Source organism: Pseudomonadota bacterium (assembly GCA_039818985.1).
In the GTDB taxonomy this organism is placed as follows: Bacteria; Pseudomonadota; Alphaproteobacteria; order Sphingomonadales; family Sphingomonadaceae; genus Alterisphingorhabdus.
On the sequence record JBCBSU010000002.1, the window covers coordinates 83,446 to 109,088 of the forward strand.

General features: G+C 60.5%; 25 protein-coding genes. 15 read left to right on the plus strand and 10 right to left on the minus strand.

The genetic code is table 11. The features are described from left to right. Positions 1–223: 223 nt before the first annotated feature. The gene (locus AAFX04_12050; GenBank protein MEO1046164.1) at positions 224–1,705 is read left to right on the plus strand and encodes a hypothetical protein; all 1,482 of its coding nucleotides are present in this window, start codon (positions 224–226) and stop codon (positions 1,703–1,705) included. 29 nt (positions 1,706–1,734) lie between these two features. Here AAFX04_12050 and AAFX04_12055 read toward each other — a convergent pair whose 3' ends face one another. Further along, positions 1,735–3,051 (minus strand): cytochrome P450, encoded by a 1,317-nt coding sequence (locus tag AAFX04_12055; GenBank protein MEO1046165.1) that lies wholly within the window; start codon positions 3,049–3,051, stop codon positions 1,735–1,737. 411 nt (positions 3,052–3,462) lie between these two features. Here AAFX04_12055 and AAFX04_12060 point away from each other — a divergent pair, with 411 nt between their 5' ends. Then, positions 3,463–4,539, plus strand: a complete 1,077-nt coding sequence (locus AAFX04_12060) for a hypothetical protein (GenBank protein MEO1046166.1) — start codon at positions 3,463–3,465, stop codon at positions 4,537–4,539. Between the two features lie 5 nt (positions 4,540–4,544). Here the strand turns inward: AAFX04_12060 and AAFX04_12065 are convergent, their stop codons facing one another. Then, positions 4,545–5,537 (minus strand): MBL fold metallo-hydrolase, encoded by a 993-nt coding sequence (locus tag AAFX04_12065; GenBank protein MEO1046167.1) that lies wholly within the window; start codon positions 5,535–5,537, stop codon positions 4,545–4,547. 96 nt (positions 5,538–5,633) lie between these two features. On the opposite strand from AAFX04_12065, the gene AAFX04_12070 reads away from it, so the two are divergent. The 4 genes from AAFX04_12070 to AAFX04_12085 all read left to right on the plus strand — a co-directional run bounded on the left by AAFX04_12070 (position 5,634) and on the right by AAFX04_12085 (position 8,645). Then, a complete protein-coding gene (locus tag AAFX04_12070) occupies positions 5,634–6,416 on the plus strand; it encodes an RNA pseudouridine synthase (protein MEO1046168.1) in 783 nt (260 codons plus the stop codon). After that, positions 6,409–6,831 (plus strand): alternative ribosome rescue aminoacyl-tRNA hydrolase ArfB, encoded by a 423-nt coding sequence (gene arfB, locus AAFX04_12075; GenBank protein MEO1046169.1) that lies wholly within the window; start codon positions 6,409–6,411, stop codon positions 6,829–6,831. The genes AAFX04_12070 and arfB overlap by 8 nt, the downstream gene beginning before the upstream one ends. 89 nt (positions 6,832–6,920) lie before the next feature. Next, on the plus strand, positions 6,921–7,409 hold the full coding sequence (locus AAFX04_12080) for a GAF domain-containing protein (protein ID MEO1046170.1): 489 nt from the start codon (positions 6,921–6,923) through the stop codon (positions 7,407–7,409). 225 nt (positions 7,410–7,634) lie between these two features. After that, positions 7,635–8,645, plus strand: coding sequence for a glycine zipper 2TM domain-containing protein (locus AAFX04_12085; GenBank protein ID MEO1046171.1), 1,011 nt, complete (start codon positions 7,635–7,637; stop codon positions 8,643–8,645). A gap of 143 nt (positions 8,646–8,788) precedes the next feature. Here the strand turns inward: AAFX04_12085 and AAFX04_12090 are convergent, their stop codons facing one another. Beyond that, positions 8,789–9,283 (minus strand): DUF1465 family protein, encoded by a 495-nt coding sequence (locus AAFX04_12090; protein ID MEO1046172.1) that lies wholly within the window; start codon positions 9,281–9,283, stop codon positions 8,789–8,791. Between the two features lie 120 nt (positions 9,284–9,403). After that, positions 9,404–9,601 carry a DUF465 domain-containing protein gene (locus AAFX04_12095; protein MEO1046173.1) on the minus strand — a complete coding sequence of 66 codons (198 nt, stop codon included), beginning with the start codon at positions 9,599–9,601 and terminating at the stop codon, positions 9,404–9,406. A gap of 240 nt (positions 9,602–9,841) precedes the next feature. Between AAFX04_12095 and AAFX04_12100 the strand changes: the two genes are divergently transcribed. The 6 genes from AAFX04_12100 (at position 9,842) to ftsH (ending at position 17,499) form a co-directional block, all read left to right on the plus strand. Further along, positions 9,842–9,997 (plus strand): YdcH family protein, encoded by a 156-nt coding sequence (locus tag AAFX04_12100; GenBank protein MEO1046174.1) that lies wholly within the window; start codon positions 9,842–9,844, stop codon positions 9,995–9,997. A gap of 82 nt (positions 9,998–10,079) precedes the next feature. Continuing rightward, positions 10,080–12,356: a phosphoenolpyruvate--protein phosphotransferase gene (gene ptsP / locus AAFX04_12105; protein MEO1046175.1), complete on the plus strand. Its 2,277-nt coding sequence runs from the start codon at positions 10,080–10,082 to the stop codon at positions 12,354–12,356. 139 nt (positions 12,357–12,495) lie between these two features. Then, positions 12,496–13,380, plus strand: a complete 885-nt coding sequence (locus AAFX04_12110) for a RodZ domain-containing protein (protein MEO1046176.1) — start codon at positions 12,496–12,498, stop codon at positions 13,378–13,380. 138 nt (positions 13,381–13,518) lie between these two features. Continuing rightward, positions 13,519–14,400, plus strand: coding sequence for a tetratricopeptide repeat protein (locus AAFX04_12115; protein ID MEO1046177.1), 882 nt, complete (start codon positions 13,519–13,521; stop codon positions 14,398–14,400). Further along, the gene (gene tilS / locus AAFX04_12120) at positions 14,397–15,383 is read left to right on the plus strand and encodes a tRNA lysidine(34) synthetase TilS (protein ID MEO1046178.1); all 987 of its coding nucleotides are present in this window, start codon (positions 14,397–14,399) and stop codon (positions 15,381–15,383) included. Before AAFX04_12115 ends, tilS begins: the two co-directional genes overlap by 4 nt. Before the next feature lie 163 nt (positions 15,384–15,546). Beyond that, entirely contained in the window at positions 15,547–17,499 is a 1,953-nt protein-coding gene (ftsH, locus tag AAFX04_12125) for an ATP-dependent zinc metalloprotease FtsH (protein ID MEO1046179.1), read from the plus strand. Positions 17,500–17,682: 183 nt separating this feature from the next. On the opposite strand, the gene AAFX04_12130 is transcribed toward ftsH, so the two are convergent. Next, the gene (locus AAFX04_12130) at positions 17,683–18,294 is read right to left on the minus strand and encodes a helix-turn-helix domain-containing protein (protein ID MEO1046180.1); all 612 of its coding nucleotides are present in this window, start codon (positions 18,292–18,294) and stop codon (positions 17,683–17,685) included. Between the two features lie 177 nt (positions 18,295–18,471). On the opposite strand from AAFX04_12130, the gene AAFX04_12135 reads away from it, so the two are divergent. Further along, the gene (locus AAFX04_12135; GenBank protein MEO1046181.1) at positions 18,472–19,383 is read left to right on the plus strand and encodes a TIGR01777 family oxidoreductase; all 912 of its coding nucleotides are present in this window, start codon (positions 18,472–18,474) and stop codon (positions 19,381–19,383) included. 221 nt (positions 19,384–19,604) lie between these two features. Here the strand turns inward: AAFX04_12135 and rpoZ are convergent, their stop codons facing one another. Together rpoZ and AAFX04_12145 are read right to left on the minus strand one after the other, a co-directional pair. Next, positions 19,605–19,949: a DNA-directed RNA polymerase subunit omega gene (rpoZ, locus tag AAFX04_12140; GenBank protein MEO1046182.1), complete on the minus strand. Its 345-nt coding sequence runs from the start codon at positions 19,947–19,949 to the stop codon at positions 19,605–19,607. A gap of 66 nt (positions 19,950–20,015) precedes the next feature. Further along, positions 20,016–20,675 (minus strand): methyltransferase, encoded by a 660-nt coding sequence (locus AAFX04_12145; GenBank protein ID MEO1046183.1) that lies wholly within the window; start codon positions 20,673–20,675, stop codon positions 20,016–20,018. A gap of 254 nt (positions 20,676–20,929) precedes the next feature. Between AAFX04_12145 and AAFX04_12150 the strand changes: the two genes are divergently transcribed. Further along, entirely contained in the window at positions 20,930–22,282 is a 1,353-nt protein-coding gene (locus AAFX04_12150) for an MFS transporter (protein MEO1046184.1), read from the plus strand. Positions 22,283–22,300: 18 nt separating this feature from the next. On the opposite strand, the gene AAFX04_12155 is transcribed toward AAFX04_12150, so the two are convergent. After that, positions 22,301–23,011 carry a ribonuclease T gene (locus AAFX04_12155; protein ID MEO1046185.1) on the minus strand — a complete coding sequence of 237 codons (711 nt, stop codon included), beginning with the start codon at positions 23,009–23,011 and terminating at the stop codon, positions 22,301–22,303. 28 nt (positions 23,012–23,039) lie between these two features. After that, positions 23,040–23,906 carry a carboxylating nicotinate-nucleotide diphosphorylase gene (gene nadC, locus AAFX04_12160; GenBank protein ID MEO1046186.1) on the minus strand — a complete coding sequence of 289 codons (867 nt, stop codon included), beginning with the start codon at positions 23,904–23,906 and terminating at the stop codon, positions 23,040–23,042. Positions 23,907–23,993: 87 nt separating this feature from the next. Between nadC and AAFX04_12165 the strand changes: the two genes are divergently transcribed. Further along, positions 23,994–24,470 carry a DUF6265 family protein gene (locus AAFX04_12165; protein MEO1046187.1) on the plus strand — a complete coding sequence of 159 codons (477 nt, stop codon included), beginning with the start codon at positions 23,994–23,996 and terminating at the stop codon, positions 24,468–24,470. A gap of 8 nt (positions 24,471–24,478) precedes the next feature. Here the strand turns inward: AAFX04_12165 and AAFX04_12170 are convergent, their stop codons facing one another. Further along, positions 24,479–25,567, minus strand: coding sequence for a serine hydrolase (locus AAFX04_12170; GenBank protein ID MEO1046188.1), 1,089 nt, complete (start codon positions 25,565–25,567; stop codon positions 24,479–24,481). Positions 25,568–25,643: the final 76 nt, after the last annotated feature.

Consider the following 25,643-nt stretch of genomic DNA (forward strand, 5'->3'; position numbering starts at 1 on the left):
TTCCCTCCAGTCAATCTGCGTCAGATTACGAAGCGGGGGGTTGCAAGACTTGTATAAACCCGACAGCTGCAGCCCGCTGGACGGGAAGTGCGAGCTGGAAAGCGTTTACCGCGGCCGTTGCAATCCCATGCCTGAACATGGCCTCGATATTCATCCGCCATGCATTATGCGTCTGCAATGAGCGTCGCAGAAATAATCATGGTCTGCACATTCATGGGGGTTTATGCGTAGAGGGACTTTCTTTCTTGCCACCGGCCTGACGGCAATGCTTCAGATCGGCTGCACAGCACAGGCGAAAACCCCGGAGCGGCTTGCGCCAGACTTGGTATCAACACCAAAGACCGAGATTAATTTCCAGATTGTCGATAGCGAAGACACCGGGATATTCACCCGTGCCGAAGCCGATTATTCGCTTGGCAAAATCTATATTGTCACACTGGAAAATGGTGCGCCGATAAGCACAGAGCAAATCGGCTTTTCAGACCCGCGCTACAAGGATTCCGATCCGTGGCTCTCTCCATCGGGCGATACGCTCTACTTTATTTCGGACCGCCCGACATTTCTCGGCGATGTGCGCGAAGACGAGGATGATTATGACATCTGGCGCAGTCGGCGGACTGGCGGTCAGTGGACAGCACCCGAACATCTCGGCCTGATCAACTCCCGGGCAGGCGAGTTTGGCCCCGAAGTGAATAATGGCTATCTCTATTTCAGTTCACGACGTGGCGGCCAATATGACATTTACCGCTCCCGCGTGGAGGGTAATGGCTTCGCGCCGCCAGAGAAATTAGGCGCACCGTTCAACACCACATATCATGACAGCGACTTTACCCTGACAAAGAATGGCAGGGTCGCCATCTGGTGGAGCACTCGCCCCGGTGGCCCGGGAGGCGGTGGTGATTTATATGTCTCCCATCGCACCGGCAATGGATGGACGGAGGCGACCGATCTGGGCACAAGCATCAATACGTCCGCACTGGACTTTACGCCCAGCCTCACGCCCAACAACGCGATCCTCTATTTCGCAACACAAAAGCCCTTCCCCGGACAGGAAGAGGGCGCTGCCGATATTTACAGGATACCGGTCAAGGACATAGCGGTATTGCAAGAAGCGCTCGCAGCCTCGGCCATGGCACAACTGAAAGAGGCATTTGGCGGCGAGACTGTTTTGTCGAATACAAAAACCCTGTCCTATCATCTCGATATAGACAGAGCCTCCTCTGCTTCATCATCCGAAGATGTTTTCATGGATTTTCGGCAGCAGGCGATCGCCGTGCGCAGCTCGGGTGAAAGTGGCTATCGCTTTGCCCGGGGCGGTGATGCCGCAATGCGTGAAGGACAGGCCTTAGCAGATTCTGAAGCCGCCGAAATGCTCGCATCTCTCTATGCCAATTTCCTCTATTTTCTGACTGCGGATGAACTTGAACTGATCGGTCCTGAAAATGTTTCCGGACATGGCGACCTGACATGGTTCCGCTTGCACGCACGCGGCAAAACATCACCGCTGGTTGGACTTGATCCGCGCAATGGCCGGATCGTGAAAATCCTCACCGATAGCGGCGCTATGGTAATGGAAATGGACTATCTCAAACACGCGTCCGGGCTGATCTGGCCGCACCGGTTCATGGTTGAACGCGATGGTGAACACATATTGACAGGCCGGTTCTCTAAACTGGCCGTTAACGAGCCATCGCCTGCCGAATAACCGCAAGGATTTGCGGCAGCGCTTACAGTTTACAGTCGCTCCAGCCGCACCTTGAGCCCATCTCTGGGTTGCGGTATCGGCCAGAACTGGAAGTCGGGTTCATAACCCGGCTCGGTAACGATGCGGTTGGTGGTCAGGATCTCGTGCATCAGGATCTTGATCTGCATATAGGCGAAGTGCAGGCCGAGGCACATATGCGCGCCGCCACCAAAGGGAACCCAGGCGAATTTGTGCCGCGCCCGCACCTTGTCGGGGGTGAAACGCATCGGGTCGAAGCGCTCGGGATCGGGCCAGTGCTCTTCCATCTTGTGCACCGCACCGGCGCTGATGCCGACGGCGGTGCCGGCGGGGACTTTATAGCCCATAAACTCGAAATCCTTGACCGCACGCCGCGGGGTCGACGGCACCGGCGGGATCAGCCGCAGCGATTCCTTGAACGCCATTTCGGTCAGTTCGAGCTTGGCGAGATCGTCAAACCCAAGCTGTCCATTCGGCGCGACCTCAAGGCATTCCTGACGCAGCTTCTCCTGCCATTCGGGATGCTGACCGAGCAGCATGACCAGCGAGGTTGCCGATGAGGTAATGGTGTCATGCGCCGCCATCATCAGGAAGTTCATGTGATCGACGACTTCATCCTCGGTCAACAGCGAGCCATCCTCATGCGTCGCGCGACAGAACTGGCTGAACATGTCGGGGCCCTGCTGTTCACGGCGCTGGCGCACCTGGGGGGTGAAATATTCGGTGAGATATTTGCGACCCGCTACGCCCTTGCCCATCTTGGTGAAAGGCAGCGGCTGGCGCACCGCGCCTACCGATGCCTGTACCATGTCGACAAAGGCGGTGTTGATGCGGTCTGCCTCCGACCCCCACGGGATACCGAGAAAGCTGGTCGCGGCGAGATCAAGCGTCAGCTTCTTGATCTCGGGATAGAAACGCAGGTCCCTGTCCGTCCATTGCCGCACCCGCTCGGCTATGCCCTCGGACAGCTTTTCGGCATAGTGGCGCATCGGCCCCGGCTTGAATGCCACCGACAGCGCCCGACGGTCGGCGCGGTGATGGTCGAAATCCATCAGCATCAGCCCGCGCGGAAACAGCAGGTTGAGCACAGGCCCCCAGCCCTGCTCCGAGCTGAAGGTCTTGTTGCGATCAAACAGCACCAGCTCATTGGCGTCGGCGCCGACCAGTGCCACCTGTTTGCGACCGAATTGGAAGGTGCGGTAAATCGGGCCATATTTGGCATACATCATCTGGCCAAAGGCGCGCGGATCGCGCAGCGCGGTGAAGGTATGGCCAACCACAGGGAGGCCATAATCGCCGGGCAGGTGGTCGATACCGCCTTCCGGCATGCGCACCCAATGCGGGTTCTCGCTGTCACGGAAGCCGGGATTGGCCGGGATGCGGCGGATTGCCGGTGCGTTTTCTTCTGGGATATCTCTGCAGCGATAGTGGCCATGGGGACACGCTCTCCTGTTCGCCGATAGGGGACTGCAAGACCGTTAACGCTGCTGTCCCGACAAAAGTTTAATCGACTGATTAAATACCCTATCTACATCGCTGTTAGCAAGACTGTTGGCAAAGATTTTGCCAAATGCCGTTGCGGCATCGTCGCTTCAGCGGCCAACGATAGGCTGAAACAATCGTTCGCCTAGGCATATTGCCATGACAAAGCGCCAATATGGCCAGAGTCTGCACCTATCATTCATCATGAATTCAATCGTTTCCGTCTAATAACGGCGGTGAAGCGAGAGGAGTGTAAGATGAAGCGTTTAAACTGGAACAGCCTGAAGACCCTGTGTGTGGCGGGCATCGCCAGTCTGACGCTCTCCGGCTGTGTCGGTTTCGGCCAGCCAGGCTTTGGCGGCGGCGTTGCCGTTGGTGGCGGGGTCGGCGTCGGGGGCGGCTTTGCCTATTATGACGAATTTTGCGATCCCTATAACCCCTATGACGTTTATTATAATTGCGACTTCAACAACGGCTTCGGCAATATCGGCTTTGCCGGCGGCTATTATGACAATTTCTTCTATCCCGGGCATGGTCTGTTCATCTTTGATCGCGGCGGACGCCGTTTCGACATTCCGCCCCGGCACCAGCGCTTCTGGGCACGCGAACGCTATCGCTATCGTCAGAGTTTCCTCGGTCGCAATGTCAACCGTATCAACCGCCAGACACGGCGTGCCGAACGGCGCGAGATACGCCGTGAAGCCCGGCGCGAGGTAAGGCGTGAAGCCCGGCGCGAGGTAAGGCGTGACGCGCGGCGTGCCGAACGCCGTGAAATTCGCAGAGAGGCGCGGCGCGATGCACGCAGGGATGCGCGACGCGCGGACCGGCGTGCAGACAGGCGCGACGAAAGACGCGCAGACAGGCGCGAGCAGCGGCGTGAAAATGCCGCCACACTGACCCCGGCACAGCGCGCCGACCGGCGCGACAGGCGGGCCGGCAGGCGCGAAGCCCGGCGCGATGAACGGCGTGGCAACAGAAATGCCGGCAATGGCCGGCGCGGCGGCGGTCGCGAGGCAAGGCGTGGCATCCGGCGCGGCGGCGAGGCCACCCGCAATAATCGCGGCTGGACCGACGGACGCGAGCTGCGCCGCGACAGGCCGCGCGCAAGACCGCCACGCGCCCGGGCACCACGCAGCGGCGCAACTGCGGCACCGCGGACCAGGGCACCCCGCACCCGTGTGTCACGCCCGGCAGTGCAGAACCAGACACCACGCGCACGCACGCCGCGGGCAACGCCGCGCAGACAGGCACCCCGTGTCCGTGCGCCAAGGCCACAGCGGCCGCGCATAGCCCCGCGCAGCGATGTCAGTCGCGGCAATCTCAAGCCGGATTAAGCCCCCTATTGCGGCGCAGCCTTGATGGCAAAGCAGGCAAGATCGCTGGCGAGTGTGACATTGCCCCGATAATCCCCGGCAAGCGCGTCGAATATCGTGTCCTCCTCGGCCTCGAGCGCACGCAGCATATTGTGTGACACAACCAGCTGCTTCGGCTGGACCCTCGCGACCAATTCAGCCCAGGATGACGGACTGCGATGCAGGCCGCGCGGCTGACCCGGCCCCTCGGGAATGGCATTGTGGATCACCATCAAGTCCGGGGCGCTGCCCGCCATGACTTGCTCGAAATCCTCGCTCAAAAAGCTCTGGTCACCGGGCAACAACACCACCGCATCGCCGAGCGTCACCCGATAAGCCAGTGCCGGGACATCGAGATGGTGTACCGACATCGCCTCTATGGCGAGATCATCCTGCGCAAACACCGTGACGAGCGCGCTATCCGTCGTATCGACTTCAGTGATCTCGAGCTTCGGCGCATCGCCCTCGCCGGTGAGATAGCCCGACAGATAGGGAAAGGCCCCGCTATCTCGCGCGAACAGGCTGTTCAGATGATCGGTCAGTCCGGGATAAATGCCACCCGCAGCCGGTCCGACAATCGGCAGTGGTGCTTCGCGCTTCTCGAAATTGCCGCTGTTGAGGATTGCCGCAAGGTCGGCAACATGATCGGCATGAAAATGGCTGAGCGCGATCACTTTGAGCGGGGTGATGCTGGCCCTGGCCTGGGCAAAGCGCAGAAACGTCCCGCTACCGGCATCGATCAGTGCTACCGGCACGCCGTTGCGCCGGATCAGATAGGACGCACCGGCGCGGTCATCATCGGCAATCGGCCCGCCCGAGCCCAGCACTTGCAGCACCGCCGGGCCATCGCATAACGCGTCGTTTCGCGGTGCATCTGCATTGGGAACATCAGCGGTCTCGTCCCCGGTCTGCGGGCTACAGCCGGCAAGCGCCAATGCGGCAGCACATCCGGCAAGGAGCGCCCTGGTCATCTTGTTCATCGCACCGTCTCCCAGGCTTTGGATTACTATAGCATGCTAGCCGATTCTGCTGTGGCAGGCTTGCATTAATCGGGGCAAGCTGACAGGCAGCAGCGCATGAGCAACGATCCGGCAAACGCCCCGACCCTCGAAACTGTCGCTGAGGACAGCCCCTTGCCGCTGCTGTTTCTTGACGGCGAAGCGCTGGTGGTCGACAAACCGGCCGGAATGCCGGTCACACCGACCAAGGCGGGAGAGCAGGGCATCGAGCAGCTCGCGCCCGATCTGCGTTTCGGTTTTCGCCGCCCTCCCGAAGCCGTGCATCGGCTTGATCGCGACACCAGCGGCTGCCTGTTGCTGGCGCGCAATCCGGGCGCATTGAAACGTTTTGGTCAGGCCTTTGCCGCGCGCGAAGTGCACAAGCTCTATCTCGGTATCATCGCCGGTGCGCCACAGAGCGAAAGCGGCTGTATAGACCTGCCGCTCGACAAGGTCAGCAGCGAGACACTCGGCTGGTGGATGCAGCCCGGCGACAATGGCAAGGCGGCCCGGACTTTCTGGCGCTGCCTCGCGACAATTCAGGGCAACAGCCTGCTCGCCTTTGTGCCGCTGACCGGGCGGACACACCAGATCCGTGCCCATGCCTATTTCGGACTGGGCCTGCCACTGCTGCACGACCCGGTTTATCGCAACGGCCGCACCGCAAAACCCGAGGACAGCGCCGCCAAGGGGCGCACCCTGCTGCACAGCCGTCACATCGCCTTTACCCGGCCCGGCAAGAATGCCGTCAGCGCCACCGCGTCGATGCCGCGCGATTTCGTCAATCTCGGTTTCGATGAGGCAACTCTCGACCAGACGGTGCTGGATGGACTGGTGCTAGCAGCGCATGACAATGGCTGAGCGCTGGCAGGAGATATGGGACGCTGTGCCTGCCAATGCGGTCAGCGAGCAGTTCATCACCGCCTCGGGGCCCGGCGGTCAGAATGTCAACAAGGTGGCAACGGCGGCGCAGCTCAGGGTCGATATTACCCGGCTTGGCCTGTCACCGGCCGCCTATACCCGGCTGAAACAGCTGGGTAGCGCCTATCTCACCAATGCTGGCGAGATGGTGATTACCGCCAGACGCCACCGCACCCAGTCGGCCAACCGGCTTGATGCCCGGCAGCGCTTTGCCGAGTTGCTGCAAAAGGCGCAGCATGTCCCGGCAAAGCGTAAGAAAAGCCGTCTCAACCGTATCGGCAAGACCAAGAGGCTGGAGTCCAAGAAAAAGCGTGGTGCGGTCAAAAAGGCGCGCGGCAGGGTTCGTCCGGATTAGCGCTCGGCTCCCGGCGACAACAATCGATATGCGGGGGTGCAATCAGAACTATCTGGCACTGACCATCCGCCGCGCCTATATGCCGCGTCATGTTCGATTTTGCCCCTGCTCCCGATGCCACCAAGGCTCAGATTTACGATAATCTTGCCGAGGCCGCCCACGCCTTGACCAGCGACGAGCCCGATCTCACCGCGAACATGGCCAATGTCGCGGCGCTGATCTGGCAATTCCTCCCCGATCTCAACTGGGCCGGTTTCTACCGGATGATTGACGGCGAACTGGTGCTTGGACCGTTTATCGGCAAGCCAGCCTGTATCCGCATCCCGCTGGGCAGCGGTGTCTGCGGCACCGCAGTGGCGCAGGCCAGAGCGCAGCGGGTCGATGATGTCGAGGCGTTTCCCGGCCATATCGCCTGCGACGCCGATAGCCGCTCCGAGCTGGTGCTGCCGGTGATCGCCAATGGCGCGGTGGTGGCGGTGATCGATCTCGACAGTCCCACGCCTGCCCGTTTCGATGTCGAAGACGAGGCCGGCATGATGCGGCTCGCCGCGCTTATGGGGCCGCTTTTCGCCGCCTGATGCCGCGCTGATCGACTGCCCCAAAACAGGACAGCGTGCCGGCAAAGCCCGGATTTCCAAGCAATTTACATTTCTGCAATGGTGGCTCGCCGTCAAAAATGGTAACGAATTGGTAACCACATTCGGCTTCGCGCTGCACCCGGCAGAGCGTGGCCTGATCAGGGAGCATCGTTTACCATGTCTGTCCGCAACAAAGCTTGTTTTTCCATCTCCGGCCTGGCGATAATGGCCGCCGCCATCGGCACGGCATCGCCTGCTCTTGCTGCCGAATCACTGCGCGGCGATAACAGTGCCACCATCGCCGATCTGACCGGAAAGACGCATTTGCAGCAGCCAACGGTTACCCGCCAGCAACTGCCCGACGGCACCATCGTCACCACAACCACCACTGGCGGCCCCGGCTATGATCCATCGATCTACGGCGCCGACAGCCGCGTGGTGCATCGCGGCATTCCGATGCCCGATCCCAATGCGCCGATCGTGACCCAGGACGGCCGCTATGACGGTAGATGGTCCGGCGGCTACACCACCCCCGATGGCCGGGTCTATCAGGGGCGCTGGGCCGGTACCTATCAGGACGCTCAGGGCCAGAGGCTGCAGGGTGAATATCGCGGCACCTATATTGGCGACAGCCGCTATACCGATGCCAATGGCAATCCGGTCGGGGTCGATTTCCCCGCTGGTGCCCAGCCGCAAGCACTGCCCGGCCAGGGCTATCCGGGTCCGGGATATCCGGCGCAGGGATGGCAGGGCGGTTATCCGGCAACCGCACCGGGCGTCGCCATTGACCGCACCAGTGCCGACCTGCTCGAACGCTGCCGCCGCGATAATGGCGTCGGCGGTGCATTGATCGGCGGCGCACTGGGCGCTGTGGCCGGCAACCGTATCGCCGGACGCGGCAACCGCACCGCCGGTACGCTGATTGGCGCCGGGGCCGGAGCCATTGCCGGAACACTGATCGACCGGGCCGAAAATGATCCATGCCGCGATCTCGAACGGCAGCAGGCGGCCGCGGCACAGACACAACCGCGCGGCTATGGTTATGGTTATGGTTATCCCTACTATCCTTATTATCCCTATTACCCGCAATATTATTACCCGCAGCAGACGGTGACAGTAGTGGTACACCCCGGCGGCTGCGGTAGCTGTGGACACAAGGTGATTGAGGAAGAGGTGTATTACACCACGACCACCACCAAGCGGCGCCCGACCAAGACCAAGCGGCTGCGCCGCTGACCGCAGGGCTGCGTTACAAACGGCGGACCATGATCGTCATTGCGAGCAGTGATAGCGGCGCTGCACTGCAGTGCAGGCGCGTTTCGTCTCAGATTGCAGCGCTCCGCGCGCAATGATGTGTTGCGCCTTCTGAAAAAAAGCGCTCAACCCTGTAATGAAGCCCTGAGCCGTTGCTGGATTTCCAGCGCGGGAGACGTTGTGGCGCTATCACCCATAGCCTGTCCCGTCATCTGCCCCTGGGTCCGAAAACGCTGCTCCATCCGGGCAATGCGCGCGAACAAATCCTGGCTGGCGCTGACCAGATAGCGGCTCTGTGGATCGAGCCTCGCGACAATCACCGGATCGCTCTCCCCCACCTCACCGAGCAAATGGCCATTGGCGCGCAGCTGGCGCTCGGTCAGCTCGCCCGAGAAAAATGCCTTGCGGTTAAGCAGCCAGGCAATGGCATGCATCAGCCGTGTCGTTACCTTGAGCGATTCACAGGACAGTTCGACCTGATGCGCCGGGGACAGTACCGTCTCGGCGAGATCGCGCGGCCCGTTATCGGAAAAATGCGCCCGTGCCTCCTCCGCCAGTTCCATCGATTCATGGTAGAGCGCATCCACCAGCGCCGGGGTGATATCGGTCGATCCTGTCATGCCCCTGATGTAACCGCAACCGAGGCGAATCACAGCCTTTTTCTTGCCGAAAAGGCCTCCTGACCGGGCGTTGTATCATTGTGGAACGTGCGGCTGGCAATGGCCGCACCATCGGTCCGTTCAGGCGATGATATCGGGAATGAGATAATCCTCGATCATGGCAATCTGGTCCTTGAGCATCAATTTGCGCCGCTTCATCCGGGCCACCTGCAGCTGGTCATGATTGCCCTTGGTGGTCAGCGCATTAATCGCGACATCGAGGTCATGATGCTCCAGCTTGAGCTGGGCCAGCTTCTGCCGCATTGCCTCTTCGTCCACACTGCCTCTCCATCCCGTAGCGTCTCTATCTATACACCAACGCACGCGCGCCCCTATAGGGAATATCGGCCTTTGGTGAACAGCACGGGGCGATAGATCGGAATGGTGGTCCTTGCAGCCGATCCTGTGGCGGTCTCGCTCTGCCCGAAGGGCACCGGCGCGCTTAAGCATAAGGGGGAGACAGATCATAATCTTTATGATCTACTCTTTGCCTTCCAAGGCGAGTCGAAGGAGTGACCTATGGAGAACGGACATTATCAGGCATTGAAGAGCAAACATGAAGCCATCGATGCCGAGATCCACGCCGAAGAACAGCGCCCTCACCCTGATGATATCCGATTGTCCGAACTCAAAAAGCGCAAGCTGCGACTTAAGGAAGAGCTCTCTACCGCCTGAGCACAGCACATAACCCGCTGACAAAGGCATTCCTGTCACACGGCAATAGCACCGGCGCAAAGCTTGTGTTAGATGCTCCGCCATGACCGCATCAACCACTGCGCCGCGCCAGATTCTGACCGAATTGCACGAGGTCATGGCGTCGCGCTCCAACGCCCAGGCCAAGCTCAACCAGGTCGTCGACATTATCGGCAAGGCGCTGGATAGCGAGGTCTGCTCAATCTACCTGCTGCGCGAGGGCGTGCTTGAACTGTTCGCCACGCGTGGCCTCAACCAGGATGCGGTGCATGTCACCAGATTGGCGATGGGCGAGGGCCTGACCGGGCATATCGCCAAAAATGTCGAGATCCTCAATCTCGCCGAGGCCCGTGCCCACCCCGATTTCCAGTATCGCCCGGAGACCGGCGAAGACAATTTTCACAGCTTTGCGGGGGTACCGATCATCCGCCGCGAACGCGCCGTCGGCGTCGTCTGTGTCCAGCATGTCGAGCCACGACGTTACCAGGATGTCGAGCTCGAAGCGCTGCAGACCGTAGCCATGGTGATCAGCGAGCTGATCGACAATGCCGGACTGATCGACCGCGATTCCATGCTCGATGCCGGTATCCAGGTCAGCGGGCCATTGCGGCTCGACGGCATGACACTGGTCAAGGGGCTGGCCTCTGGCGATGCCGTGTTCCACCAGCCACGGATCAGTATCGAACATGTCGTCGCCGAAGATATCGAGGCCGAACGCCAGCGCGTCTATTCCGCCTTTATCCGCATGCGCGAACAGATCGACCATATGGCCAACCAGGCCGAGTTCGGCGTTGGCGGCGAGCATGAGGAAGTGCTCCAGACATACAAGATGTTTGCCTATGATGAAGGCTGGTCGCGCCGGATCAACGAGGCAATCGACAGCGGCCTGACCGCCGAGGCGGCCATTGAGCGGGTGCAGCAACGCACCCGGATGCGCATGCGCCAGATCGACGATCCGCTGCTTGCCGACCGGATGCACGATCTGGAGGATCTCGCCAACCGGCTGTTGCGCATCGTCTCTGGACAGATCGGCACTGCGGCACAGCTCGGTCTGCGCAGCGACGCGATATTGATCGCGCGCAATCTGGGTCCGGCGGAACTACTCGAATATGACCGGCGGCGCCTCAAGGGCGTGATCCTCGAGGAAGGCTCGCTTACCGCCCATGTCACCATCGTCGCGCGCGCCATGGGGGTTCCGGTGATCGGCCAGGCACGCAATATCCGCCAGCTGGTGCGCGAGGGCGACCCGCTGCTGATCGATACGTTGCAAACCAACAAGGCCAGTGTGCATATCCGGCCTATCGAGGCAGTGATCGATGCATTTGAGGCCAAACTTGACCGCCGCAGGAAGCGCCAGGCCAGCTTCGCCGCGCTGCGCGACCAGCCGGCGGTTACGCTGGATGGTGTGCCGATCACGCTGATGGTCAATGCCGGGCTGCGCGACGATGTTGGCGCACTGTCGCTCACCGGCGCCGATGGTATCGGCCTGTTCCGCACCGAATTTCAGTTTCTCGTCAGCGCCACCCTGCCACGGCGCGAGCGCCAGTTGCGGCTCTATCGCGACGTGCTTGATGCCGCCGGCGACAAGCCGGTGATCTTCCGAACCGTCGATATTGGCGGCGACAAGTCGCTGCCCTATCTCACCAATGACAGTCCGGAAGACAATCCCGCCATGGGCTGGCGCGCACTGCGTGTCGCACTGGAGCGCGATGGGCTGATGAAGGTACAGGCGCGGGCCCTGCTGGAGGCAGCGGCCGGACGCACCCTCAGCGTGATGTTTCCGATGGTGGCCGAGCCTTGGGAGTTTGACCGCGCCAAGGCGATTTTCGAAGGACAGCGCGAATTTCTGGTGGAACATAAAAGGCTGCTGCCCGAGCATATCCGCTATGGCGCGATGCTCGAAGTCCCATCGCTGGCAGAGACGCTTGATCTGTTGTTGCCCAAGCTCGATTTCCTGTCGATCGGTACCAATGACCTGACCCAGTTCCTGCTTGCCGCCGACCGGTCACACCCCAAGTTGGCGGAACGCTATGACTGGCTCAGCCCGTCAATATTCCGTTTCCTCGCGCGGATTGTGCGCACCACCGAAGGAACCGGTACCGACCTCACCGTGTGTGGCGAGATGGGCGGACGCCGCCTGTCTGCGCTGGCGCTGCTGGGGATCGGCATTACCCGGCTGTCAATCACCCCGGCTGCAGTCGGACCGATCAAGGCGATGATCCGGTCGATGAACCTGAAGGATGTGCGTGCGACATTTTCCGGCCTGCTCGACAGCCCGCCGGAGAATCTGCGCGACACGCTGCGGCAATGGGCACGGGACAATGCGATAGAGGTCGATTGAGACCCGGTTATTACCGCTTTACGCTACGGGAAAAACGGTAAAATCGTCTTTCGATACAGATGTAACATTGACGTTGTGGTCCGTCTGATAGATGGTAAAAAACACCATAATTATAAGGCAAAGGGGATCGCCTGGAACCATGGAAGACGCGCCGCTGCAAAATGGCGAGTTCACACTGCTCAGCGTGGGCGACCGCCTGCGCGAGGCACGCAAGGCCGTGGACATGTCGCTTGAGGACGTTGCCGGGAAGACTCGGGTGCCGATACGCCACCTCGAAGCGCTGGAGCAGAGCCGGTTCGACGACCTGCCGGGGCGCACTTATGCCATCGGCTTTGCCAAGTCCTATGCCGGAGCCGTCAACCTGTCACCAGATGATTTTGTCGATGATCTGCGCAAGGAGCTGGGCGCTGCAGGTGTCAGCGGCATGCACAACAGCGAGACGCTGCTCGATGAGCCGGAAGACCCGGCAAAAGTGCCTTCGGCGCGGACTGCATGGATCATTGCCATTGTCGGTATCGCGGTCGTGATCGGCGGTTATGCCTTGTGGCGCACCGCCTATTTCCCTGGCGCTGCGGATGACAGCGAAACCACGCTCGCCGACAATGCCGGCGATACCGCCAACGCCACCGCGGCTGCATCGGAAACACCGACAAGCAGTGCAGTTGTCGAACGCCAGGATGACGGCACCATTACCGCGCCGGCTACGGGTGACGTTGTATTCACCGCCACCGAGGACAAGGTGTGGGTCAAATTCTATGATGGCTCGGGCAAGCAGCTGCTGCAGAAGCAGATGGCTCTGGGCGAGCGCTATATCGTCCCCGCCGATGCCGACAATCCGCAGATATGGACTGGTCGCCCCGATGCTTTTTCGATCACCATAGGCGGTAATGCGGTTCCCCCGCTGGGCACATCCGAGCGGGCGATCAAGGATGTGCCGATCAGCGCCGCTGCGTTGCTGGCCAGAGAGAGCGAAACCGCCAGCACAGTTGGTGAGGATAATGGCAATGGGGATGACGACGGATAGCTTCGCTGTATAAGTGCAACAACAGCATGATTCAGCAACGCTTCACCGATGCGGAGCCAGATTGCCTCCGCCGAACCTGATAGAGACTTCACCGATATGCCCGCGCGATCCGGCCCAGCATGCAAGGACAACAGAGCCATGAAACAGACAGCACCGCGATTCTTCTCTGCCGCTGCCGGCGCCATAGTGCTGGCGCTGCTGGTGCCGCATCCGGCACAGGCGCAGGGCGGCGATCTCGAAGCGCGGGTCAAGCGGCTCGAGTCCGAAGTCCGGGCGGTGCAGCGCAAGGTCTTTCCGGGTGGTTCAGAGCGTTTTTTCGAGCCTGAGGTGCAACCCGAAACAGCACCCGAGACAGCCCAGCCGAGCAATACAAACTCTGCCGTTGCCGACCTGTTGCTGCGGGTCGACGCGCTGGAAAGCCAGCTGGCAGCGCTGACCGCAATCGGTGAAGAGAACAGCTTCAAACTCGGCCAGATGGAAGAGCGGCTGGCGGCGCTTGAGGTAAAGGCGGAAGCCGAAGAGGTCATAGAGGCAGCGCCAGGAGCCGAGGAAGCGGTTGCTGCTGCAGCCGAGGAACCCAGCCCCGAGCGCATTGCTGCGGTATCGGCGATTATCAAGCCGGAGAGTGATGATGCCGGCGAGGACGATTATATTTATGGCTTCCGCCTATGGGATGCAGGCTTTTATTCCGAAGCCCAGCAGCAACTTGCGCTGACCGTCGAGAAACACCCCGAACACCGCCGCATCAGCCATGCGCGCAACCTGCTTGGCCGTGCCTATCTCGACGGTGGCAAGCCGGGCCGCGCGGCGCAGATACTGCTGGAAAACTACCAAAAAGGTCCGCGCGGCGCGCGCGCGGCGGACAGCCTTTACTATCTCGGCCGGTCGCTGATCGCCAGCGGCGACAACGCCAAGGCCTGCGCTTCCTTTGCCGAAATGGCCGATGTCTATCCCGATATCGCCGAGGGCCGCCTTTCCGATGAACTGGCCAGCGGTCGCCAGGACGCCGATTGCGATTGACGCAGCGACCCGACACGCTGGGCGATGCGGCACTGACAGCCGAACTCGCCGACAATTTTGCCAGGCTGGCCGGTGACGATGCGGCCGATGATCCGCAGGCCGGAATTGGCATTGCCGTATCGGGTGGACCCGACAGCATGGCGCTGCTGGTGCTGGCGGCAAGGCTATGGCCGGAGCGCATCGCCGCCGCCACCATCGATCACCAGCTGCGCCCCGAAAGCGGCGATGAAGCGGCCATGGTCGCCCGCTATTGCGCTGATCACGATATTCCGCACAGCATCCTGATCCCGGCGCAGCCGATCATCGGCAATATCCAGTCTGCCGCGCGCAATGTGCGCTATGATTTGTTGCAGCGCTGGTGCGCGGAGGAAGACTGTCCTTGGCTGCTGACCGCACATCATGCCGATGACCAGCTTGAGACAATGCTGATGCGGCTGAACCGCGGCAGCGGTGTCGCCGGCATGGCCGGCGTCCGGGCACGCAACGACAATGTGCTGCGCCCGCTGCTGCATGTCGGCAAAGCCGATCTGCTCGGCTTTTGCGCGCGTCACGTCATCCCCTTTGTCGATGACCCTTCAAATAGCGATATGCGCTTCGATCGCAGCCATTTGCGCCAGGCACTGGACGGCTGCGACTGGCTCGACGCAGCAGCGGCAGCGCAATCGGCAAGCGCGCTGGCACAGGCCGATGAGGCGCTGCGCTGGGCCGCCGGGCAGGAGGCGGGACGCCGCTTTAAGAGCAGCGATGATGCATTGCTCTGCGATATGACCGGCACCGCCCTGCCGCATGATATCATCCGCCGAATCATGGTGCTGGCGCTGCAGCGGATCGAGCCGGGGCTGATTCCGCGTGGCGATGCGCTGGATCGGCTGATCGCGGCGCTGCAATCAGGCCAGACAGCGACCCAGGGCAATGTACTGTGTAGCAGCAACGACGGTATCTGGCGTTTCGCCGTTGCACCGCAACGATCAGAACACAAATAATTCAACATGTTAAACTATATGATCATGAAAATCGCGTTCACCATGCCGTGATTAATCCTATAGAATGGCTTTGCAGGCTATGTTGCACTCGCAGTTTTCACTCTTATCTAAATATATGATGTGCTAGGCTGCATCCGATTTACGCCGAAAGAGACACGCAAATATGAATAACGATCAGGAACCGAATACCCCCAATCCCTGGATCCGAAACATGCTCATCTGGGCCGGTGTCATCATCGCGCTTCTGGTCGTGGTGTCGATGTTCAACACCGGCAATGTCAACAGCCGCGCCTCGGAAATAAGCTATTCGCAGTTCCGTGACCGTATCGCTGCAGGGACTTTGACCAAGGTCGAAATCGCCGAGGACCAGATTGTCGGCATTGCCAGCGATGGCAGCCGCGTGGTCGCCACACCGGTGGGCAGCGATGCCAGCCTGGTCGAACTGCTCGAAAGCAAGCAGATCGAATATACCGGCCGTGCGCCCGAAAAAACCAGCCTGTTGACGCTGTTCCTGCTGCAGGCACTGCCATTCATCCTGATCATCGCCATCGCCTTTTTCATCATGCGACAGGTGCAGAAAGGCGGCGGTGCGGGCGGTGCCATGGGCTTTGGCAAGTCCAAGGCCAAGATGCTGACCGAGAAACAGGGCAAGGTGACCTTTGCCGATGTTGCCGGCATCGATGAAGCGCGCGAGGAATTGCAGGAAATTGTCGAGTTTCTGAAAGACCCGGCGCGCTTTGCCCGGCTTGGCGGCCAGATTCCCAAGGGCGCATTGCTGGTCGGCTCGCCCGGTACCGGTAAAACCCTGCTGGCCCGTGCGATTGCCGGCGAGGCAGGCGTACCGTTCTTCACCATTTCGGGTTCGGATTTCGTCGAGATGTTTGTCGGCGTCGGTGCCAGCCGTGTCCGCGACATGTTCGAACAGGCCAAGAAGAATGCGCCGTGCATCGTGTTTATCGACGAGATCGACGCGGTTGGCCGTTCGCGTGGTCATGGCCTTGGCAACTCCAATGATGAGCGCGAGCAGACGCTGAACCAGCTGCTGGTCGAGATGGACGGCTTTGAGGCCAATGAAGGCATCATCATCATCGCCGCGACCAACCGTCCCGACGTGCTCGATCCGGCGCTGCTGCGTCCAGGCCGTTTCGACCGCCAAGTGGTGGTGCCGGTGCCCGATATCGATGGCCGCGAGAAGATCCTGCAGGTGCATATGAAGAAGGTGCCGCTGGCTCCCGATGTCAGCGCCCGCATCATCGCCCGCGGTACGCCCGGCTTCTCCGGTGCCGATCTCGCCAATCTGGTGAACGAGGCCGCTTTGCTGGCCGCACGCCGCTCCAAGCGCCTTGTCGCGATGCAGGAATTCGAGGACGCCAAGGATAAGGTCATGATGGGCAGCGAGCGCAAGTCCATGGTGATGACCGAGGACGAGAAGAAGATGACCGCCTATCATGAGGCGGGCCATGCGATTGTCGCAATGCACGAGCCGGCGTCCGACCCGATCCACAAAGCGACCATCATCCCGCGTGGCCGTGCCCTCGGCATGGTGATGCGTCTGCCCGAGCGCGATAATTACAGCTATCACCGCGACAAGATGTACGCCAATCTGTCGGTGTCCATGGGCGGTCGCGTCGCCGAGGAGATCATCTTCGGCTATGACAAGGTGTCCTCGGGCGCCAGTGGCGATATTCAGTATGCCACCCAGCTGGCGCGCGACATGGTCACCAAATGGGGCATGTCGGACGAGCTCGGCCCGGTGCAATATGAGGAACAGGCCGATGGCTATCTCGGCATGGGCCAGACCCAGCGCACCATGATGTCGGCGGAAACCTCGAAGAAGATCGACTCCGAAATCCGCCGCATCATCGATGCTGGCTATGACAAGGCAAAGACGGTGCTGACCGAGAATGAGGACCAGCTCCACTCGCTGGCCCAGGCGCTGCTCGAATATGAGACGCTGACCGGCGACGAGATTAAGAGCCTGCTCGACAACGGCAAGATCGACCGCCCCGACGAGCCCAGCGGCCCCACCGTGGTCAAACCCAGCGTCGGCGCCGCCATCCCCAAGGCCGGCGGCCGCAAGGGACCGTTCAGCAATCCCAAGCCCGAAGGGGCGTAGGGCCGCTAGCTAGCGATACGGACAACTAAGGGCATGGCGGGCATTGGTCCGCCATGCCCTTTTCCATATGAAAACGGCGCTCACTTCCCGATCAGTTTTTGGTAGCGGAATATGAGCTAAAACTGGGCTACCAGCCTTTACCGTGCTCTCGAATCTGGCGCACCATCCAAGAGCCAAGACTTATCAGGGGGACCGGAAGCCAATTTTCCCGAGAAGCATACAGACATTCTCAGCTGCAATTTGTTCCATGGCTTCTCTGCTCTTTCCTGATTTCACTAAGACCAACATGCCTACATGGGCGGCCAACATCACCTTTCCTAAGTCACTATCCTCGAGTGCATCGGAAGGGATTTCCCCCTTGCGTATGGCACCAAGCAAAGCGTTCGCGTAGGCAGCCTCAATCTTAAACAGGAACTCGTTTACGATAGTGAAGATCGCCGGATCACGCATTGCCGAATAATCAATACTCGTGTTGCACACTAGGCATCCAAAACAAGCTTCTGGGGAATCTGGTTGAGCAGCGATACTATAGAGCGTTGAGCGTATCTGTTCGAGACCAGCTTCGGGGTGCTGCAAGGGTTGAAGCAAGCGCTCACTCGCGATTGCAGCAAATGTCTGCAGGCACTCAATAAACAGCGATTGCTTGCTCTCAAAATCGCGAAAAATTTGTCTGCGGTTTGTTCCTGTCGCCCCTTCTAGGTCAGCTATGCTTGCGCCGTTAAAGCCGAGTTTTAGAAAGCATCGCATTGCCTTCTCTAACGTAACGGAGCGATCCTGTTTGCGTATGGGCGGCATGTCACATTGGTTCCACTATAGAGCTGATATCTTTCTTATTCCGGCAATCCAATTCGGTTTCAAGTCGGGCAATTCATCATGGCATCTCATTCACTCATCTATTGTCAACGATCATTGACAATAGATATCATGCCCGTTATCATCTGATAAATAACGTAAAATTTGGAGTACGCTCAAATGGCAAGCATCGTGATTTGCGGCGCCAGCGGCCTTGTCGGTTCGCTTCTGGGCCGTCAGCTGCATGAAAGGGGCGACAGCGTGATTGTCGTGGGCCGGGATAGCGAGAAGCTCCGTCGTGAATTCCCCTACGGAGCCGCTCATTTAACTTGGGCTGAGCTGGAACAATTGCAGCCAAATGAAGTTGCGACGCTAGTCAATTTGGCGGGAGCGGGCGTGATGGAAAAACGCTGGGATGAAGGCTACAAAGATGTGATGATGGATAGCCGGTTAATTTCGACCGAAGCTTGTGCCAATATCTGCGCTCAAAACCCCCAAATTGATCTCATCAATGCATCTTCGGTGCACACATATGGAGTTCATCCAACTGATCATTCGCCTTTCGTTGAGGGCGATTTGCCGTCCACGGGGAAAGATTGTTTCTTGTATGAGATGGCAAGAAGATGGGAGGGGGCGACTCTGCCGGCTGTTGAAAGCGGCGCTAGAGTTGTCACACTGAGAATTGGAGTGGTCTTGTCGCCTGAAGGTGGCGCCCTGATTGAAACTGCTAAACCCTTCAAATTGTATCTAGGGGGCCGGCATGGCACCGGCAAACAGATCATGTCTTGGATTTCATTGCGCGACCTTGTGAATGCCATAGTTTTTCTGGTCTACAACAGAGACGTCGAGGGGCCTGTGAATATGGTTTCGCCTGCGCCTTGCACAAATTCAGAGTTTGCCCGCGCTCTTGGGGCTGCCCTTGGAAAGTCGAGCTTCCTCCCCATGCCTAGCCCAGTAGTGCGCGCAGTGATGGGGCAGGCAGGGCTTGAGCTTGTGCTTCTGGGTCAGCGAGTCCTGCCGGAAAAACTCCTTGGAGCTGGTTTCCGATTTCAGGATCGGGAAATTCACCAAGCTCTAAGAGAAATGTTCTGAGACGCTCTCTATTGGGCTATATCTAGGATATTGGGGCCTGTGACGGACCGTCTCCTCTGTAATAATTAGAAGCGTAGGCAGTCATTCCATCCATAACCCAAATGCGGACGTCAATTCCCATCCAACGTGACCCAATACCAAAACAAAACGCTACCCCCGCCCCGGCAGGGATAGCGTCTCCTCATCTCGTATTGTGCCACGCAGTCGCGCAGCCCTGAAAATCAGCCGTCGAAATCGGTGCTGATCGATGTCGTCCGGGTCGGGGCCGAGGCGGTGAGGCGCAGGGCTTCGGCCGACTTGCTCAGCGAGCCGATCTCGTCCGGCGTATCGTCATCGTCGAGCTGGACCTTTTGCAGCGACTGCACCAGGCTTTCTTCCAGATCGTCGGGCTTGATGGTTTCCTCGGCGATTTCGCGCAGTGCCACCACCGGGTTCTTATCGCGGTCGCGGTCGATGGTCAGTTCGTCGCCGCCGGAAATCTCGCGCGCACGCTGGGCCGCCAAAAGAACCAGATCGAACCGGTTGGTGACCTTATCTACGCAATCTTCAACGGTAACGCGCGCCATGGCTGCTCCAAACTCTCTAAAACACTGTCGGGAAGAGTGAGCAAATAGGCACCGGGCGGCGGAATGTCAATGATTCTCCGGTTTCCCGGATGCGTCATCTTCGGCCTTCCAGCCCCAGAACAGCTTGCACGGCAATATATTCCAGAACTCGAAACCCTGGTCGATCCGGTCAAACCAGGGCTCCATATAATCGCGGCATTTGGCCGAGAATTGATAGACCAGAAACGCCCCGCCGGGACGCACAACCTCGCCAGTTGCCTTGCCAATCGCCGGGCCAACACCTTCGGGCAGGGTCGAAAAAGGCAGGCCGGACAGCACATAATCGGCCTTATCGAAACCGAAGGAACCGATGATCCCGGCGACATCGGCGGCGGAACCGTGCACCGCATGGAAGCGGCTGTCGGTAATGGTGCGCTGCAGATAGGCGATGAAATCGGGATTGGTGTCGATCACGATCAGCGTGCCATCGCGGCGCAGCCGATCAAGCACCGGCTGGCAGAAGGTGCCGATGCCCGGACCATATTCGACGAACAGCCGGGTATTGTCCCAGTCGACCGGAGCAAGCATCTTGGCGATGGTAAAGCGCGATGAGGGAATGACCGAACCGACCATCACCGGATGTTTGAGAAAGCCCTTGAAGAACACACCCCAGGGGCCGAGCATCCGGGTCAGCCTGCGTTTGGCGCGCACCAGTAAAGGTGCATCTGCGGATTTGGACAGGCTCATTCAGGTCCCCACTTTCTTTGTCGGCAATCATCATAACGGCACTGTCATCAAAGCCCAAGCATTTCGTCATAATAGTGTCATGCACTGCATCTTCCCCGCTTGCGGGGAGGGGGTTATCGGCTTTGCACGGCGCAGGTGGAGAACCCCCTCCGTCCTGCCTTCGCTAAGCTACGGCGCGGCGCCTCTCCGTAAACGGGGAGGATATAGGCGTTTAATGCTAGCCCTTACGCCTACAGCCGCTTATGCCCTGCTCCATGGACGCGCCGCGCAAAACCGAAACGCCCTCGTCGATACTCGCCGGCACCACCGTGCCGCGCGACCGCATGGCGGTGCTGTTTCTGGTGATGCTGGTCACCGCGGCCGGTAACACCGCGATGCAATCGGTGATGCCGGGCATCGGCACCAAGCTGGGCATCCCCGATTTCTGGGTCAGCCTGGCCTATAGCTGGTCGGCGCTGCTGTGGATGTTTTCGGCGCCCTATTGGGCCCGCATGTCGGACCGGCGCGGGCGCAAGGCGCTGATGAAGGTCGGCATGTGGGGCTTTGTCTCCTCATTTCTGGCATGCGCAGTGATCCTCTGGTTCGGGCTCAGCGGCTATCTCGGCGCGGTGGCGACGATCATGCTGTTCGCCCTGTTCCGCAGCCTTTATGGCGGCTTTGGTTCGGCCGCACCGCCAGCGGTACAGGCCTATGTCGCGGCGCGCACCGACCGGGCGCTGCGCACCCGGGTGCTGGCGGTCATCTCCTCCTCTTTCGGTCTCGGCACCGTGCTCGGCCCGGCGATCGCACCGTTGCTGATCATTCCAATGCTGGGGCTGGTCAGTCCGTTCGTGTTCTTCGCCGGTTTCGGGTTGATGGTCTATATCGCCCTGAGGCTGCGCCTGCCCGATGATGATCCACGCTTTGCCGTGCGCGGGCAGGTGGTCAGCGAGCCGAGCAATAGCGCCGCTGCGGGTAATCGTGCGGCGCACAATGACGACAGCGAGATTGACAGCGACAGCGCCGAACCGGAGCGCCTGAGCTGGACCGACAGGCGCATCCGGCCATGGCTGGTGGCCGGGCTGCTGGGCGGCCATGCCCAGGCGATCATCCTTGGCGTTATCGGCTTTTTGCTGCTCGACCGGCTCGGCCTGCGCGCCACCCCGACCGAGGCCGCCGGCCCGACCGGGCTGGTGCTGATGGCCGGGGCAATTGCAACGCTGCTGTCGCAATGGGGACTGATCCCCTATCTGCAAATGGGGCCGCGCGCCTCGACCCTGTGGGGGGCATTGCTCGGCGGCATTGGCTGTCTGATGATCGGCATGGCGGGCGAGTTGCACAGCATCACGCTCGGCTATGTCGTTGCCTCACTGGGCTTCGGCCTGTTCCGCCCCGGTTTCACCGCCGGTGCTTCCCTCGCGGTATCGCGCCCGGAACAGGGGCAGGTGGCGGGCATCGTCGCTTCAGTCAACGGTGCCGCCTTTGTTGTCGGCCCAGCCTTTGGCGTCTGGCTCTACAATGTCTATGCACCGCTGAGCTTCGGCCTGCTGGTCGCGCTCACGGCGTCGGTGCTGCTTCTCGGCTGGCGCGGCCTGCAGGCGGACTCTGTCCTTGAAGGGCGGATATAGCGGCGAGCAGCCCTGCGCCTAATATCCACGCCAGATATTCAGCCGCCGACCATCATCACTGCGCCGCAAATGCATCGGGCAGCGGCGTGGACGATAGTTGCGCGCCAGACACAGCCGCACCTCGCGCAACCAGCCCCGGCGATTGGTCTGCACCCGGATCATGTCCGGTTCGAGTCCGGGATTGACGGCGGCAAAAGCGTTGCGAAAACTGCCGATGCTGAGATCATTCTGGCGCGACAGCCGGTCCATATCGGGGAAACGCACAGCATCGAAAAGGGTGCGCGAAATACGGAAATAGGTCTGCGGATTGTCAGTCAGACAGCGGCCATGCTTGGCCCATTGCCGGTTGATCAGCCGTGCCGAGGGCATGATGCACAGATTGCGCCGCACCACCGCCGGGGCCAGCGGTCGCACCGGTGCACACCATTGCGGATAGTCCGGTCCGCGTGTTTCCGGCCACAGCCCGTGCAGTACGAACCCGAAATCACCTATGCGTCGGGCGGCACGATCGCGGTTATCGAGCGCACCGCATTGTGTCGCCGCGCGGCGATCATCTTCGCGGCCCTTGCAATATTCGGGCGACCAGCTGAGCGCCAGCACAAAACCTTCAACCGGCCGCACCCTTGGTGGTTGGTCGGCAGGTCTGCTGATCCCCGGTGAAACTGGCAGCGCACCATCGATACGGCATTGATAGGATTGGGCATGAGCCGCCGCGGGTAGCATGGTCATTGCCAGCATGACAGCGCTGGCAAAACCCCTAAACACTGGCAAAATCCAGCCCGATATCCGCCGCCGGGGCCGACTGGGTCAGCCGCCCGACAGAGATGAAGTCGACCCCGGTCTCGGCAATATCGCGGATCGTCTCCAGCGTGACGCCACCCGAAGCCTCGGTGACCACCCGACCTCCGATCAGCGTCACCGCACCGCGCAACACTTCGGGCGGCATATTGTCGAGCAGCAAATGGGTCGCGCCGGCAGCGATCGCGGGTTCGATCTGGTCGATCCGGTCAACCTCGCAGATGATCCGCTCGACCCCGGCCTCGCGCGCACGGCGCACCGCCTCGGCAACGCCACCGGCGACCGCGACATGATTGTCCTTGATCATCGCCGCATCCCACAGCCCCATCCGATGGTTTTCGGCCCCGCCCATATGAGTGGCATATTTTTCCAGCAGCCTGAGGCCGGGAATGGTCTTGCGGGTGTCGAGCAGAGTCGCGCCGGTTCCGGCAATCCGGTCGACATAGGCGCGGGTCAGCGTAGCGATACCGGTAAGATGCTGCACCGTATTGAGGGCGCTGCGTTCGGCAATGAGCATCGCACGGCCCTTGCCTTTGAGGCGCATCAGGTCGCTACCGGCAGCGACCGCTGCGCCCTCTTCGACCAGCGTCTCTATCTCGACATCCGGGTCAAGCACACGAAAAAATGCCTCAGCCAGCGCCAGCCCGGCGACGACACAGTCATGGCGCGCGTCCATGACGCCGCTGAACAGCGCATCGGCGGGGATCACGCTCTCGCTGGTAACATCGCGACCGCGGTTCTCCCCGGTCAACGGTCCGCCCATATCCTCTTCCAGCGTGGCGCGAACGAAGCTGTCAGGATCGAAATTTTTGAGGGTGAAATACATCGTCCGTCCTTGCCATTGCGCACGGCCAATGTCGAGCGTACAGTCAGGGACTTGGCAAATATCCCCGGCTGGGAGATAAACCGATGCATGATCGCCATTTTCCACACGATGCGCCGGATCGCGCTTGCGCTGCCTTTGGTGACGCCCTTGCTGCTGACCGATGCGCTAGCCCATGGCCATGACAATGTCGATATCGCCGACTTTGGCTGGATCAGCGGGTGCTGGGACAATGGCAAGGGCGATCGCGAAATCTGGTCACAGCCCGAAGGCGATATGCTGTTCGGCCATGCGGTGACATTGAAGCAGGGCAAGGCGACGTTTTTCGAGCAGTTGCGCATAGACGCGCGCGGTGCCGAGATCACTTATTTCGCATCGCCCAATGGCGCGGCGCCGGTACGCTTCGCGCTGGTCGAACGGGGCCCAAAAAGCGCTACTTTTATCAATCCTGATCATGATTTCCCGCAGCGCATCGCCTATTGGCGCGATGGCGATGATCTGGTGGCAGTGATTTCGCTCGCCAATGGCAGCCAGCCGCGCATCTTCCGCAAATCGCGCTGCCGCTAGCAGCGATATCAGCAGCCGGGCCAGCCTTCCTCCTCGCAGCGTATGACCGCACGGGTCACCGCCTGCATCAGCACCTGGCGCTCGGGGATCGGGCGGTTAGTGGCACCAATCATGACCGCAAGCGCATAATGATTGCCGCTGGATGAAACCAGCAGGCCGACATCATTATAGGCGGTAGAAAGCTTTGCCAGATCCTGTCCGGTGCCGGTCTTGTGCGGCAAGGTCCAGCCCGCTTCCAGACCACCGCGCAGCCGCTTCGGCCCGGTCTTTGATTGCGTCATCAGGCCGATAAGATAGGCCGTCATTTCGGGTGAAAGGAGCTCGCCGCGCTGTAGCCGGGCCAGCGCTTCGGTGATCGCCAACGGTGTCGCGCCATCGAGCGGATCGGCAAGATAGGCGCCGAGCGAGCGCGCTCTCAGCCGCATCGGAATCTGCTCGCGCGTGCGCCAGAAGGTGCGGCCGGTGGAGAAGCTGTCATCCCATTGCATCCCGGCAATGCGCATTTGCAGCGTCTTTTCACCCGGGCTGACGGCGATGCCGTCAAGCTTGTTGTCCGCCAGGAAGCGCTGCACCGCCGGCTGGCCTCCGGCGCGGCGGAACAGCGCATCATTGGCGGTATTGTCGCTGCGCGTCATCGCCAGCGTCAGCAGTTCGGCTATGTCGGTGGTATAGCTGCCATTGCCGATGCGGCTACGGATCGGCTGATGAAAGATGGTAAGGTCGGCGCGGGTCAGCGTCATCGGCTCATCAAGCGCGATATCGCTGCTATCGACCTGGTCGAGTGTGGTCAGCGCCACCCAAAGCTTGCTGACGCTCTGCTGCGGATAGCGTCGGCCGGCATCATGGCCCACGACCCAGCCTTTTTCGACCGCGCGGATCGCAATGCCGACATCGCCATCAAAGGCGGCACCCAGCATGGCAATCTCGTCCGCCAGCCGCCGCGGCGCGGGTGGGCCTGTGTCGGCGGCATCAATCGGCGCTTCCATCACCGACCGGTTGGCGGCGCCATCGGCGACGGCTAGCATATTGGCGGTCCGCGCCGCCGTCTCGCCATAGCCGCCATGCCACCAGCCATAGACCGCAAAAGGCATGGCCATTAGCAGCAGCGGCAAAAGCAGCCAGAGATAACGGCGTTTCCTGCGCCGGCGATGGATATATCGCTGCGTCATCGGG